Annotated in this window: 10 protein-coding genes and 1 tRNA gene; 9 read left to right on the top strand and 2 right to left on the bottom strand. The window is 52.6% G+C overall.

Going from position 1 to position 13930, the window contains the following annotated elements; all coding sequences use genetic code 11:
• Positions 1 to 3: 3 nt before the first annotated feature.
• From recJ to lysS, 3 genes are all read left to right on the top strand, one after another.
• A complete protein-coding gene (gene recJ, locus SK38_RS18070) occupies positions 4 to 1737 on the top strand; it encodes a single-stranded-DNA-specific exonuclease RecJ (RefSeq protein WP_048236719.1) in 1734 nt (577 codons plus the stop codon).
• Between the two features lie 91 nt (positions 1738 to 1828).
• A protein-coding gene (prfB, locus tag SK38_RS18065) for a peptide chain release factor 2 (protein WP_100194817.1) occupies positions 1829 to 2927 on the top strand; the annotation gives its coding sequence in 2 pieces (ribosomal slippage) (positions 1829 to 1903 and positions 1905 to 2927; 1098 coding nt in all).
• A gap of 9 nt (positions 2928 to 2936) precedes the next feature.
• Positions 2937 to 4454: a lysine--tRNA ligase gene (gene lysS, locus SK38_RS18060; RefSeq protein WP_005123357.1), complete on the top strand. Its 1518-nt coding sequence runs from the start codon at positions 2937 to 2939 to the stop codon at positions 4452 to 4454.
• Positions 4455 to 4531: 77 nt separating this feature from the next.
• Here the strand turns inward: lysS and idi are convergent, their stop codons facing one another.
• Positions 4532 to 5086 carry an isopentenyl-diphosphate Delta-isomerase gene (idi, locus tag SK38_RS18055; RefSeq protein ID WP_048236718.1) on the bottom strand — a complete coding sequence of 185 codons (555 nt, stop codon included), beginning with the start codon at positions 5084 to 5086 and terminating at the stop codon, positions 4532 to 4534.
• Between the two features lie 166 nt (positions 5087 to 5252).
• Here idi and actS point away from each other — a divergent pair, with 166 nt between their 5' ends.
• Both actS and SK38_RS18045 read left to right on the top strand, forming a co-directional pair.
• Complete coding sequence (actS, locus tag SK38_RS18050; protein WP_048236903.1) at positions 5253 to 6011, top strand: amidase activator ActS; 759 nt, start codon at positions 5253 to 5255, stop codon at positions 6009 to 6011.
• A gap of 79 nt (positions 6012 to 6090) precedes the next feature.
• Positions 6091 to 6164 (top strand) — tRNA-Gly (locus SK38_RS18045).
• A gap of 33 nt (positions 6165 to 6197) precedes the next feature.
• Here the strand turns inward: SK38_RS18045 and SK38_RS18040 are convergent.
• On the bottom strand, positions 6198 to 6734 hold the full coding sequence (locus tag SK38_RS18040) for a GNAT family N-acetyltransferase (RefSeq protein WP_032944886.1): 537 nt from the start codon (positions 6732 to 6734) through the stop codon (positions 6198 to 6200).
• Positions 6735 to 7550: 816 nt separating this feature from the next.
• Here SK38_RS18040 and pgaA point away from each other — a divergent pair.
• The 4 genes from pgaA to pgaD are packed head-to-tail and all read left to right on the top strand — an operon-like array spanning position 7551 to position 13878.
• A complete protein-coding gene (pgaA, locus tag SK38_RS18035) occupies positions 7551 to 10013 on the top strand; it encodes a poly-beta-1,6 N-acetyl-D-glucosamine export porin PgaA (RefSeq protein ID WP_048236717.1) in 2463 nt (820 codons plus the stop codon).
• Between the two features lie 9 nt (positions 10014 to 10022).
• Positions 10023 to 12044 carry a poly-beta-1,6-N-acetyl-D-glucosamine N-deacetylase PgaB gene (pgaB, locus tag SK38_RS18030; RefSeq protein WP_048215612.1) on the top strand — a complete coding sequence of 674 codons (2022 nt, stop codon included), beginning with the start codon at positions 10023 to 10025 and terminating at the stop codon, positions 12042 to 12044.
• Positions 12041 to 13375 (top strand): poly-beta-1,6-N-acetyl-D-glucosamine synthase, encoded by a 1335-nt coding sequence (gene pgaC, locus SK38_RS18025; RefSeq protein WP_048236716.1) that lies wholly within the window; start codon positions 12041 to 12043, stop codon positions 13373 to 13375. Before pgaB ends, pgaC begins: the two co-directional genes overlap by 4 nt.
• The gene (gene pgaD, locus SK38_RS18020; protein WP_003825542.1) at positions 13372 to 13878 is read left to right on the top strand and encodes a poly-beta-1,6-N-acetyl-D-glucosamine biosynthesis protein PgaD; all 507 of its coding nucleotides are present in this window, start codon (positions 13372 to 13374) and stop codon (positions 13876 to 13878) included. The genes pgaC and pgaD overlap by 4 nt, the downstream gene beginning before the upstream one ends.
• The last annotated feature ends 52 nt before the right edge of the window (positions 13879 to 13930 follow it).

Genomic DNA, 13930 nt, shown 5'->3' with positions numbered 1-13930 from the left:
CGCGTGAAACAACAGATACAACTTCGTCGGCGTGAAGCCGACGAGACAGCCGAGCTGCCTGATGACTTGCCGCCATTGTTGCGTCGTTTATACGCCAGTCGCGGTGTACGTAGCGCGCAGGAGCTTGAGCGTAGCGTCAAAGGAATGCTGCCGTGGCAGCATTTAAACGGTGTGGAAAAGGCGGTTGAGATCCTCTACAACGCCTTTCGTGCGGGAACTCGTATCATCGTTGTCGGCGATTTCGATGCCGATGGCGCGACCAGCACGGCGCTAAGCATCCTGGCGATGCGCGCGTTGGGCTGCAGTAACGTTGACTACCTGGTGCCAAATCGTTTTGAGGACGGTTATGGTTTAAGCCCGGAAGTCGTTGATCAGGCCCATGCCCGTGGTGCTCAGCTGATTGTTACCGTAGACAACGGCATCTCGTCTCACACGGGTGTCGAACATGCCAGAACGTTGGGGATCCCGGTCGTTGTGACCGATCACCACCTGCCAGGGGATACGCTGCCGGGCGCAGAGGCGATCATCAATCCTAACCTGCACGACTGTGAGTTCCCGTCGAAATCGCTGGCAGGCGTTGGTGTAGCCTTCTATCTGATGCTGGCGCTGCGCACTTTCCTGCGTGATAAAGGCTGGTTTGATGAGCGAGGCATTGCACCGCCGAACCTGGCGGATTTGCTCGATCTGGTTGCGCTTGGCACGGTGGCGGACGTGGTCCCGTTGGATGCCAATAACCGCATTCTGACGTGGCAAGGCTTAAGCCGTATCCGCGCCGGAAAATGCCGCCCAGGTATTAAAGCGCTGCTGGAGATTTCCAATCGCGACCCCCTAAAGCTGGCAGCCAGTGATTTAGGTTTTGCCCTCGGGCCACGGCTGAATGCGGCGGGGCGTCTGGACGATATGTCCGTTGGCGTAGCGCTGTTGCTGTGCGACAACATTGGTGAAGCGCGCGTGCTGGCCAATGAGCTGGACGCACTCAACCAGACGCGCAAAGAAATTGAGCAGGGTATGCAGGCCGAAGCGCTGACCCTGTGTGAAAAGCTGGAACGCAATAGCGATACGCTTCCGGGCGGCCTGGCAATGTATCATCCCGAGTGGCATCAGGGCGTTGTGGGGATTCTGGCATCGCGTATTAAAGAGCGATTCCATCGCCCGGTGATAGCGTTTGCCCCGGCAGGTGACGGTACTCTTAAAGGCTCCGGGCGTTCGATTCAGGGGCTGCACATGCGCGATGCGCTGGAGCGCCTGGACACCCTTTATCCGGGCATGATCCTCAAGTTTGGCGGTCACGCCATGGCTGCGGGCTTATCGCTTGAAGAGGCACAGTTTGAGCTTTTCCAGCAGCGTTTTGGTGAACTGGTAACCGAGTGGTTGGATCCCGCCTTACTGCAAGGTGAAGTGGTGTCGGATGGCCCACTGAACGCGTCTGAGATGACCATGGAAGTCGCACAGATGCTGCGCGATGCCGGACCGTGGGGACAAATGTTCCCGGAACCGCTGTTTGACGGACATTTCCGTTTGCTACAGCAGCGTCTGGTCGGCGAGCGTCATCTGAAGGTGATGGTCGAGCCTGTTGGCGGCGGCCCACTGCTGGACGGTATTGCGTTTAACGTCGATACCACCTGCTGGCCGGACAACGGCGTGCGCGAAGTTCAGCTTGCCTACAAACTGGATATTAACGAGTTTCGCGGCAACCGTAGTTTGCAGATTATAATCGACAATATCTGGCCACTTTAGCGTCACTAATCGCTATAAAAAAGGGCGTGGATTAGTTACAATCCCGCTCTTATCACCGCATTTTGACTAGTCCAATAAAAGAAATCAGACAATGTTTGAAATTAATCCGGTAAATAACCGCATTCAGGACCTCACGGAGCGCTCTGACGTTCTTAGGGGGTATCTTTGACTATGATGCCAAGAAAGAGCGTCTGGAAGAAGTAAACGCCGAGCTGGAACAGCCGGACGTATGGAACGAACCCGAACGCGCGCAGGCGCTGGGTAAAGAGCGTTCTTCTCTTGAAGCCATCGTTGATACGCTCGATCAGATGAGCCAGGGCCTGGAAGATGTCTCCGGCCTGCTGGAACTGGCTGTAGAAGCCGACGACGAAGAAACCTTTAACGAAGCCGTAGCAGAACTCGACACGCTGGAAGATAAGCTGGCCCAGCTGGAATTCCGTCGTATGTTCTCCGGTGAATATGACAGCGCAGATTGCTATCTCGATATTCAGGCAGGTTCTGGCGGTACGGAAGCGCAGGACTGGGCAAGCATGCTGATGCGCATGTATCTGCGTTGGGCTGAAGCGCGCGGCTTTAAGACTGAAATTATTGAAGAGTCTGAAGGTGAAGTGGCGGGTATTAAATCCGTAACCATCAGAATTGCTGGCGAATATGCGTACGGTTGGCTGCGTACTGAAACCGGCGTACACCGTCTGGTTCGTAAGAGTCCGTTCGACTCCGGCGGACGTCGCCATACGTCGTTCAGTTCTGCGTTTGTTTATCCGGAAGTTGATGATGATATTGATATCGATATCAACCCGGCGGATCTGCGTATTGACGTTTACCGTGCCTCCGGTGCGGGTGGTCAGCACGTTAACCGTACGGAATCTGCGGTGCGTATTACCCACATCCCGACTGGGATTGTGACGCAGTGTCAGAACGACCGTTCCCAGCACAAGAACAAAGACCAGGCCATGAAGCAGATGAAAGCGAAGCTTTATGAACTGGAAATGCAGAAGAAGAATGCCGAGAAACAGGCGATGGAAGACAACAAGTCAGATATCGGCTGGGGTAGCCAGATTCGTTCTTATGTCCTTGATGACTCCCGCATCAAAGATCTGCGTACCGGGGTTGAAACCCGTAACACGCAGGCGGTGCTGGATGGCAGCCTGGATCAATTTATCGAAGCAAGTTTGAAAGCAGGGTTATGAGGAACCAACATGTCTGAACAACACGTACAGGGCGCTGACGCGGTAGCCGACCTTAACAATGAACTGAAAACGCGCCGTGAGAAGCTGGCGAGCCTGCGTGAGCAGGGGATCCCGTTCCCGAACGATTTCCGTCGCGATCATACCTCAGACCAACTGCATGCTGACTTCGACGCGAAAGAAAACGAAGAGCTGGAAGCGCTGAACATTGAGGTATCCGTTGCTGGCCGTATGATGACCCGTCGTATTATGGGTAAAGCATCATTCGTTACGCTGCAGGACGTTGGCGGCCGTATTCAGCTGTACGTTGCTCGCGATGACCTGCCTGAAGGCGTCTACAACGAGCAGTTCAAAAAATGGGATCTGGGCGATATCCTTGGCGCGAAAGGTAAGTTGTTCAAGACCAAGACCGGTGAGTTGTCTATCCACTGCACCGAACTGCGTCTGCTGACCAAAGCGCTGCGCCCGCTGCCGGACAAATTCCACGGTCTGCAGGATCAGGAAGCGCGCTATCGTCAACGTTACCTGGATCTCATCTCTAACGATGAATCCCGCAATACCTTTAAAGTGCGTTCACAAATTATGGCTGGCATCCGTCAGTTCATGGTGGGTCGCGGCTTTATGGAAGTGGAAACCCCGATGATGCAGGTGATCCCTGGCGGTGCCGCTGCGCGTCCGTTCATCACCCATCATAACGCGCTGGATCTGGATATGTACCTGCGTATCGCGCCGGAACTGTACCTCAAGCGTCTGGTGGTTGGCGGCTTCGAACGCGTATTCGAAATTAACCGTAACTTCCGTAACGAAGGCATCTCTGTTCGCCATAACCCAGAGTTCACCATGATGGAACTCTACATGGCTTATGCGGACTACAAAGATCTGATCGAACTGACCGAATCGCTGTTCCGTACGCTGGCGCAGAACGTTCTGGGAACGACTGAAGTGCCTTACGGTGAAGAAGTCTTCGACTTCGGTAAACCGTTCGAAAAACTGACCATGCGCGAAGCGATTCAGAAATACCGTCCGGAAACCAACATGGCCGATCTGGATAACTTCGACTCTGCAAAAGCGATTGCTGAATCTATCGGCATCAAAGTTGAGAAGAGCTGGGGTCTGGGCCGTATCGTGACCGAGATCTTTGAAGAAGTTGCGGAAGCGCACCTGATTCAACCGACCTTCATTACCGAGTACCCAGCAGAAGTTTCTCCGCTGGCGCGTCGTAATGACGAAAATCCGGAAATCACTGACCGTTTCGAATTCTTCATCGGCGGACGTGAAATCGGTAACGGTTTCAGCGAGCTGAACGATGCGGAAGATCAGGCGCAGCGTTTCCAGGATCAGGTTAACGCTAAAGATGCGGGTGATGACGAAGCAATGTTCTATGACGAAGACTACGTTACCGCTCTGGAACACGGTCTGCCGCCGACTGCGGGTCTGGGCATTGGTATCGACCGTATGGTTATGCTGTTCACCAACAGCCACACTATCCGCGACGTGATCTTGTTCCCGGCGATGCGCCCGGTTAAGTAAGATGTGAAATGCCGGATGGCGGCTGACGCCTTATCCGGCCTACGATTCGTTATGTAGGCCAGATAAGCGTAGCGCCATCAGGCAATAATTTGTTGGCAGTAATTCCGCAACAGCGCACGCGCTTCTTTGTCTGCAACCTGCATTACCATCCACGGGCTAAAAGCCCACGGCGTCGCGTCAATCCCGCTTAAGACATCCTCAAGACTGCCCCACTGGCAATCCATCACTTCATCTGGGTTTAGCTGTAGCGGACTCACGATATGTGCGGCATAAACCGGGCACACTTCGTTTTCCACAATTCCACTCGGGTCAGTAGCGCGATAACGAAAGTCAGCATACACGGGGCTGAGCGAGTCGATGTCTGCACCCAGTTCGAAGCGAGCCCGGCGAACAATAGCGGCTTCGTGGGTTTCACCCAGCTGCGGGTGACCGCAGACAGAGTTGGTCCAGACACCTGGCCAGGCTTTTTTGTGCAGCGAGCGGCGGGTGACCAGCAGTTGGCCCTGCTCGTTAAATATCCAGCACGAGAAAGCGGAATGCAGGGGGGTTGTGGCGGTATGCGCCGCATATTTTTCCAGCGTTCCGCAGGGTTGGTCCTGCTCATTCAATAAAATGACATGTTCCTGTCGCATAGCGTCCACCATCAATCTTAAGCATCCATATTATATGCTTAATTAAGTCAGATTGATTAACAGAGGGTGTGAAATGCCAGGGCCGACGGTTCGTTGCGCGATATGATTTGGCATCCGGTTTCTGGCTGCTATGATAAAGCGTCTGAAAATGTTGCGAGGTATTGTTTTGAGTGCAGGACGCCTGAAGAAAAATGGCCTGGGTATCGTGATGTTGCTGTGTGTCGGTCTGCTGTTAGCAGGGTGTTCCGGGAGCCAGTCGTCTGATACAGGAAGTTATTCCGGCTCCGTGTATACCGTGAAGCGGGGAGATACGCTATACCGTATTTCGCGCGCTACCGGGACCAGCGTGAAAGAAATTGCCCGCCTGAATAATATTTCACCGCCCTATACCATTGAAGTAGGGCAAAAACTGAAGGTCAGCGGTGGCGCGAAAACCAGTTCTAACTCTGGCAAAACAACCAAGAAATCCTCAACCAAAACGGCAGCGGCCAGACCGTCTTCGTCCGTACCGCAGTCTTCCTGGCCTCCGGTAGGGCAACGTTGCTGGCAGTGGCCTGCCAGCGGTAAGGTGATCCTGCCTTATTCAACCGCGGACGGCGGCAATAAAGGCATTGATATCTCGGCTGCGCGCGGTACACCGATTTATGCCGCCGGAGCCGGGAAGGTGGTTTACGTCGGTAATCAGCTGCGGGGCTATGGTAATCTCATCATGATTAAGCACAGTGAGGACTACATCACTGCGTATGCGCATAATGACACCATGCTGGTGAACAACGGTCAAAACGTGAAGGCCGGGCAGAAAATCGCGACGATGGGCAGCTCGGATGCGACTACGGTGCGGCTGCATTTCCAAATCCGCTACCGGGCGACGGCTATCGATCCGTTGCGTTATTTACCGCCGCAGGGCAGTAAACCAAAATGCTGACGGTGATTTAATCGCCAGTCAGTCGGTTAGTCCCTTGCCAAGAAGAGCGTAAGGTTTATAATCCCTTACGCACTTCGATGCGGGCGTAGTTCAATGGTAGAACGAGAGCTTCCCAAGCTCTATACGAGGGTTCGATTCCCTTCGCCCGCTCCAAAATTCTCTCCCTGTAGTTAATCCTTAAAAACGTTAGATAGCGACACCGGAATCCGGTGGTAGCGTGCCGTTACCTTCACCCAGATTACGTTGTAGCAATACCGTGTCGAGCCATAGCCCATGTTTGAAGCCAATGTTTTTCAGTGTGCCGATTTGCGTAAATCCGGCCTGCTGATGGACTTTTAACGATCCCTGATTATTGCTGTCGCCGACGATGGCAATCAGTTGCCGATAACCCTGTGCTTCAGCCCAGCCAATCACATGACGCAGTAAGGCTTTTCCTACACCCTGACGCTGAGCCGTTGGAGCAATATAAATCGAATCCTCAAGGGTATAGCGGTAGGCATAGCGCTCGCGGTAGCGGGTGAGGTAGCAATACCCGATGACCTTATCTTCCTGCAGAGCGACGACCCACGGCAGCCCGAGGCTGCGGATTTTTTCCAGACGAGCAAGCATCTCGTGTGCATCCGGCGGGTCGGTTTCAAAGCTGCCGGTACCGTGAAGAACATGATGTGCATAGATATCGCGTATGGCGGGGATGTGCTTTTCTTCTGCGTTAACGATTTTCATTGACCGGCTCCCATTGGCGTCTTTGCCCAGATTACCTGAAAGTCTGAGGGGAAGGTAAGTGCAAAAAATTATGCTTCTATCAGTTGCTTGTAATGCAAATAGGCTTTCATATTGTAAGGGGAAATAATTGATTGTGGTTGATATTGTCAATAGTACGCAAGGTTGGTAAATATATTAACAGGTAGAGTAATACACAATTATTCACGCATGTATTTGATTGAGTTTCCAAATACCAATTATGGTAGGTTTCGAAAAATGATAAATAAAGTTGTTTGATTTCAACGTATTGTTACTGTATCTAATTCTTCTTGCGCCTGTACCCTTATTTTCATTTCATTGGCCCTGTTTGAGCCCTAAAAATTAAGTTATATTTTGTTGTTAGCAGAGAGCCTATTATCAGATTTTTCTCTATTCATCTCTCAAAATAGTTACCATGCAAACAGTTGCGCGGTGTAGCTATGCTAACCAGCAATAGTAAGCATCGTCACATGATGTCACCGGGCAAACTTTGTTTAAATCCAGAATTCAATCCCAAGAGTATTAGGATTATTTAGTCTAAAATACTTTTTTGCCTAAGACTTTTCTTATTGCGTAGCCACGAACTACATGGAGTGATAAAATTCCCGAGTTTATGCCCCCTGTCCAACGATTAGAGGACGCGGTGCGGGTAGTCAATAAGACGAAAGAATTAATTGCTTCATAACCCTATTACGAAATAAGCGGCAGTGCATCTTACATGGTCGGCAACTGTCAGGGATTGACCGTAAATTATTGAAAACGCTTATTTTTACTCTGATGTAAGATATAAGGGCAGATATGTTCAGTATGCGTCGACATGCCAACTTCATTAAACGTTTTAAGTCTGTAAGCTGTTTATTTACGGCAAGCATTCTTTTCCCTATGCAAATCTCTGCTGCGGTATCAGATTATGATGCTTTGGTTATTGAAGCGCGGGGGGGGAATAGTGCGCCACTATTGCGCTACCTTGAGGATCAGGGAAAGAAAAGTGCGCTAACGCCAAATCAGGTTGCCGACTGGCTGCAAGTTTCTGGTTGGGTTGAGAACAACGATAAAACAACCATTGAAATCTGGCAGCGGTATCGTGGGCAGATGGATGTGCCTGCGCGCGGCAAAGTCGCCGCTGCACGTGCGTACCGTAACCAGAAAAACTGGAATGATTCATTGGCGGTGTGGGAAAGCGTTTTACAGGAAGAGCCTGATAACGTGGATGTACGCACCGGCTGGATAATGACGTTGGCGGATGCGCGCTACAACCAACAAGCCCTTACTGAAGCGAATAAATGGGCGCAGGCGCATCCGGGCGCAGACTCCGACGCACTGCTTGCCTACGTATATCATTCTCAGGGGAAAAACTGGGATGCACTGTTGGTTGCCAGCCAGGCGGATGATGTTGATCCAGGCAACAAAAATGCAAAATCCACGCTGCTATCTGCGCTGTCGGCGAACCGCGTTTCCGGACCCGCTTTAAATATGGCGGAGGTCGTTCCCACGGCTGATCCAGTGAAGCGCCGTCTTGAGCTTGATGCGGCGGCTGAAATGGTACGCTCCTCTTATACGTCCGCACGTAATGAAGAAGAACGTTTTATCGTGGCCGATAAAGCGCTGGCCCGTTATGACCAACTGTTGGCGGCCTGGAAAGATGAGCCGTCTGCGCAGAATGATGTCCGTCGGGCGAGAATTGACCGTATGGGTGCCTTGTTGGTGCGTAAGCGTACTGCCGAAGTGATTGATGAGTATGAGTCCCTTTCTGCAAGCGGCGAAGTACCAAACTATGCAAAACGCTGGGTGGCATCAGCATGGTTAAGCGAACGTCAGCCGGAAAAAACCGAAGCGATGCTGGCGAGCATCTACTACCCGAATGGACCTATCCCGGTGACGCCGCTCAGTCCTGAGGATCAACAAGATCTGTTCTACGCGCACATTGATAATGAAAACTTCGATGCTGCCAAAAAACAAGTCGATGATTTGATCAAAGAGAGTCCGTATCTGCGGCGTATCTATGGCTCGCCAACGCCGCAGCCTAACGATAACTGGCTGCTCGGACAGTCGCTACTGACGCAATATCATATCGCTGCCAATGAACTGCCAGAGGCAGAAAAGCTCGCAGAGCATCTGGCACGAACAGGCTCTGGTAACCAGGGATTGCGCATATCTTATGCCTCTGTGCTTGAAGCGCGTGGATTGCCGCATGCGGCGGAGAAAGAGCTTAAGCTGGCGGAAGTCATTGAGCCAAGCAACCTGGAGCTGGAACGTCAGCAGGCTTACGTTGCACTGGATCTTCAGGAGTGGAAACAGGCAGATGAACTGACGGATGACGTTATTGCCCGTAGCCCGGATGATGAAGCGACGCTGCGCCTCGCGCGTATTCGTGATGTCCACAAAATGTCGGAAGTGCGCATTAGCGGTACGCAGGGGATCTCGTCCGATAGCCCGGTCAGCGGTAAGAATGACTTCAACATCAACACGGCTATTTACAGTCCGCCAATTAATGACAACTGGCGACTGTTTACCGGATTCAACTTTGCTACCGGTGAATTTGAGGAAGGGAAGGGCATCAGCCGCGATCTGGCGGCGGGTGCAGAATGGACTTCCCGCGATTACTGGGCGGAAATGGAAGTGTCAGGCCGAAATTATGGCGATGGTCAGAAGATTGGCGGGCGTCTATCCGGCTGGCATGACTTTAATGACAACTGGCGCGTTGGTGGGTCGGCCGAACGCCTCTCTCGCAATACCCCGTTGCGCGCGCTGCGTAGTGGCGTGTATGCCAACGGCGGCGATATGTTTGTTCGCTGGTATCAAAACGAACGACGTGAATATCAACTGTCGTTTGCCGCATCACATTTCTCGGACGGTAACGATCGCATCGAATATGGACTCAGCGGAAAAGAGCGCATGTGGACCACGCCACGCTTCACGCTGGACTTTACGCCGGGTATCGGCGGGAGCACCAACACCAAAGAGAATGTGCCGTATTACAATCCGAAGAGTGATTTTTCCGTTGTCCCTGGCTTGAGCGCGGAGCAGGTTCTTTACCTCCACTATGATACCGTCTGGACGCAGCAAGGCCTGGCAGGCGTAGGTGGCTACTGGCAGCAAGGTGAAGATGCAGGTGCTATCGTCCAGGTGGGATACGGCCAACGGCTTAAATGGAACAACGTCGTAGATGGCGGGGTGATGCTGATTTGGGATAAACGCCCCTATGACGGTAAACGTGAGCGGAATATCTCCCTCGCTTTCGATTTAAATGTCAGGTTTTAAGGATTGTTCATGCTGAAAAGATGCCTGTGGCTTAGCGCATTAATCGCTGGCTGGTTGATGATTACCGCGTGCAGCAGCGCGCACAATACAACGCCTCGCTATGTTCCTCCCGCAGAGAGAACACCGCTGACGGCGGATCATCCGTGGCCGAAAAATAGCTTTCTGGTGCTCGGCTACCATGATGTGGAGGATGGTGCAGCCGACCAGCGCTACCTCTCTGTTCGTACCAGCGCGTTGAGCGACCAAATGGCCTGGCTGCGTGATAATGGCTATCAGCCGATCAGCGTGCAGCAAATTCTGGACGCCCATGACGGTAAAATTGTACTGCCGGAAAAAGCGGTATTACTCACCTTTGACGACGGATATAGCAGTTTTTATACCCGCGTCTGGCCATTGCTGAAAGCCTACAACTGGCCTGCGCTCTGGGCACCAGTAGGCAGTTGGGTTGATGCGCCAGCCAACAAAAAAGTCGATTTTGGCGGCTTAATGACCGCGCGAGACAAATTCGCCACCTGGAAAATGGTCGAAGAAATGGGCAAGTCGCCGTTGGTAGAAGTCGGTGCGCACACCTGGAACTCGCACTTTGGCGCTGAGGCCAACCCGCAGGGGAGTAAAGAGCCCGCTGTGGCGAACCGCCTGTATGATAAGAAAACCGGCACTTACGAAACGGACGAACAGTACACGCGACGTATAAACACGGATATCTCTCTGATCACTAACAAGATCAAAGCGGTGACCGGCAAATCGCCGCGCGCGTGGGTATGGCCTTACGGCGCAGCCAACGGTACAACGTTAAACTTGGCCAAAGAGCATGGCTATAAGATGGCCTTTACGCTTAATGAAGGGTTGGCAAATGCCGCGTTTCTCGATGATATTCCGCGCGTGCTGATTTCTGATAACCCATCCCTTAAGCGCTTTGCCAGTCAGGTCGCTCAGGTCCGTGAACCACAGACGATGCGCGTGATGCATGTCGATCTGGATTACGTGTATGACAAAGACCCTGCTCAGCAGAAGCGAAATATCGATAAGCTGATCCAGCGCGTTTATGACATGCGTATTTCTCATGTCTTCCTGCAGGCGTACGCCGATCCGCAGGGCGACGGGAATATTCGCGAACTCTATTTCCCCAACCGCTGGCTGCCGATGCGTGCCGATCTCTTTAACTATATCTCCTGGCAGTTACAAACGCGGGCAGGGGTGACGGTGTATGCCTGGATGCCGGTTCTGGCTTTCGATCTCGACGCGTCCATTCCACGCGTAACCGCATGGGATCCGAAAACGGGACGCACTGCTATCAATCACGAGAACTATGTTCGTCTCTCGCCCTGGGACAGCGAAGCGCGCAAACGCATCACTGAAATCTATGAAGACCTGGCGAAGCACGCCAGCTTCAAAGGTATTTTGTTCCATGACGATGCTTTCCTGACGGATTTTGAAGATGCGTCACCGGAGGCGTTAGCCGCCTACCGTGCCGCAGGGCTTCCGGGCAGTATCGAGCAAATACGTAATAATCCTCAGGCGTTCGAGCGCTGGACTCGCCTGAAAAGTAAGATGCTGATTGACTTCACCAAACAACTGACCCGGACGGTGCGTAATATTCGCGGTCCACAGGTGCAAACTGCGCGCAATATTTACGCCATGCCGGTACTGGAGCCTGAAAGTGAAGCCTGGTTTGCACAAAACCTGAATGATTTCCTCAATACCTATGACTGGACGGCGCCGATGGCGATGCCATTCATGGAACAGATCCCGGCCAATGATGCCAACGCATGGCTTGACCGACTGGTGAATGCCGTTGCACAAACCCCTGGGGCGCTGGATAAAACCGTGTTTGAACTGCAGGCACGAGACTGGCGTAAATCCGGGGATCAGGCTGAAATCAGCGGAAAACAAATAGCCGAATGGATGCGCCAGCTGAAATTAAGCGGTGCAGGTAACTACGGCTATTACCCGGATGATTTCATCAGCGACAAACCTGAGATGTCAGAGATTCGCTCGACGTTCTCCTCATACTGGTATCCGCAAAAATGACCGATCGCATTATTGCTTTCCTGATACTTTGCCTGATGTTCAGCCTGCCGTTTGGTGTGGCTGTCATCTTTACAGGTGAAGTGATGTTGAACTTCGTCTTCTTCTGGCCTTTATTCATGTCTGGCTTATGGATAAGCGGCGGAGTCTATTTCTGGTTTTACCGTGAACGTCACTGGAAATGGGGAGATGACACTCCACCACCGACATTGCAGGGGAATCCACTGGTTTCCATTCTGATCCCCTGTTTTAACGAAGGGATCAATGCGCGTGAAACCATTGAGGCAGCACTGGCCCAGCGATATAAGAATATCGAAGTGATCGCCATCAACGATGGTTCGACGGATGACACTCACGACGTGCTGGAACAACTGGCAGTGGAATACCCCAGCCTGCGGGTGATTCATCTGGCTGAAAACCAGGGCAAAGCGCTGGCGCTCAAGACCGGTGCGGCCGCGGCGCGCAGCGATTATCTGGTGTGTATTGATGGCGATGCGTTACTGGAACGCGATGCCGTCGCTTATATGGTGGCTCCGCTGATCCAGTTCCCGCGCGTTGGTGCAGTGACGGGGAACCCGCGAATTCGAACCCGCTCTACGTTAATCGGTCGTGTGCAGGTCGGTGAGTTCACTTCCATTATCGGCTTGATTAAGCGTACTCAGCGAGTCTATGGGCAGATCTTTAGTGTTTCAGGTGTGGTTGCGGCGTTTCGTCGTCGCGCGCTGGCCGAGGTCGGTTACTGGAGCCCGGACATGATCACCGAAGATATCGATATCAGCTGGAAGCTGCAATTGCGCCACTGGTCGGTATTCTTTGAGCCGCGCGCACTGTGCTGGATCCTGATGCCTGAAACCTTAAGAGGGCTGTGGAAGCAGCGTTTGCGCTGGGCGCAGGGTGGTGCAGAGGTGTTTATCGTTAACATGCGTCGTTTGTGGTCGTGGGAGTTCCGCCGCATGTGGCCGCTGTTTCTTGAGTTCTGTTTTTCTACCGCCTGGGCATTTGCCTATGCGATCAGTATCGTGCTGTTCCTGTTAGGACTGATGATCCCGATGCCGGACTCGCTGTATGTACAGCATCTGTTCCCACCGGCCTTTACCGGGCTTATCCTCGGCGTGGTGTGCTTGCTGCAGTTTGCGGTGAGCCTGATGATTGAACGACGCTATGAAAAAAATATTGGCGCTTCATTGTTCTGGATTATCTGGTTCCCGGTGGTGTACTGGATGCTAAGCCTGTTCACCACGCTGGTGTCATTCCCGAAAGTGATGCTCAAACGCAAACGTGGCAGAGCGCGTTGGGTGAGTCCTGATCGCGGTATTGGGAGGATCGAATCATGAACCAGCCACTGATCTTCACGGAGCGGCGTTTGCTGCCGCGCATCATCGATGTGTTGTTGACGGCCATCGCATGGGTTGGATTTATCTATTTGATCTATAAAGGGCTGATCACAGCCCTGGCGCATTCACCGTATATGGGGGTGCGACCCTTTTTCACCACGCTGGATACGGTCACGTTTTATATCCTTGTCGCCCTGGTCAACGGCCTGGTGTTGATTGGCTGGGCGAAGTACAACCAGTTTCGTTTTCGGGTCGAACGCCGCAGTCGCAGACCCGGGCTTGAAGACCATGAGCTGGCAGAAAGTTTGCGTATTACCCGGGAGCTGGTTACGGAACTGAACAAGGCGAGGGTGCTGACGGTCCACCATCATGAGAATGGCGAAATCAGTCATATCGATGTGGACAGGGATATTGCCGATAACCGCCTCCCGCCGCCGACGCCTGCGATGCTGGAGTATTTGCCGCCAGAGCCGCAGCCGTCGATACAGAAAAAGCCTGAATGATATTTCTGCTTTCAGCCGCTTCCTTCAGCCTCGCATAGGTCTATGATTAGAC

This window comes from Citrobacter sp. MGH110 (genome assembly GCF_001037515.1).
In the GTDB taxonomy this organism is placed as follows: Bacteria; Pseudomonadota; Gammaproteobacteria; order Enterobacterales; family Enterobacteriaceae; genus Citrobacter; species Citrobacter portucalensis.
Note: the sequence above shows the minus strand (reverse complement) of the source record. Positions and strands in the feature narration are given on the sequence as shown.

Bases quoted from the DNA above. Each gene is read 5' to 3' on its own strand.
- lysS (WP_005123357.1), top strand. From the start codon at position 2,937: ATGTCTGAACAACACGTACAGGGCGCTGACGCGGTAGCCGACCTTAAC.
- pgaB (WP_048215612.1), top strand. From the start codon at position 10,023: ATGCTGAAAAGATGCCTGTGGCTTAGCGCATTAATCGCTGGCTGGTTG.
- pgaD (WP_003825542.1), top strand. From the start codon at position 13,372: ATGAACCAGCCACTGATCTTCACGGAGCGGCGTTTGCTGCCGCGCATC.
- pgaC (WP_048236716.1), top strand. From the start codon at position 12,041: ATGACCGATCGCATTATTGCTTTCCTGATACTTTGCCTGATGTTCAGC.
- pgaA (WP_048236717.1), top strand. From the start codon at position 7,551: ATGTTCAGTATGCGTCGACATGCCAACTTCATTAAACGTTTTAAGTCT.
- idi (WP_048236718.1), bottom strand. From the start codon at position 5,086: ATGCGACAGGAACATGTCATTTTATTGAATGAGCAGGACCAACCCTGC.
- SK38_RS18040 (WP_032944886.1), bottom strand. From the start codon at position 6,734: ATGAAAATCGTTAACGCAGAAGAAAAGCACATCCCCGCCATACGCGAT.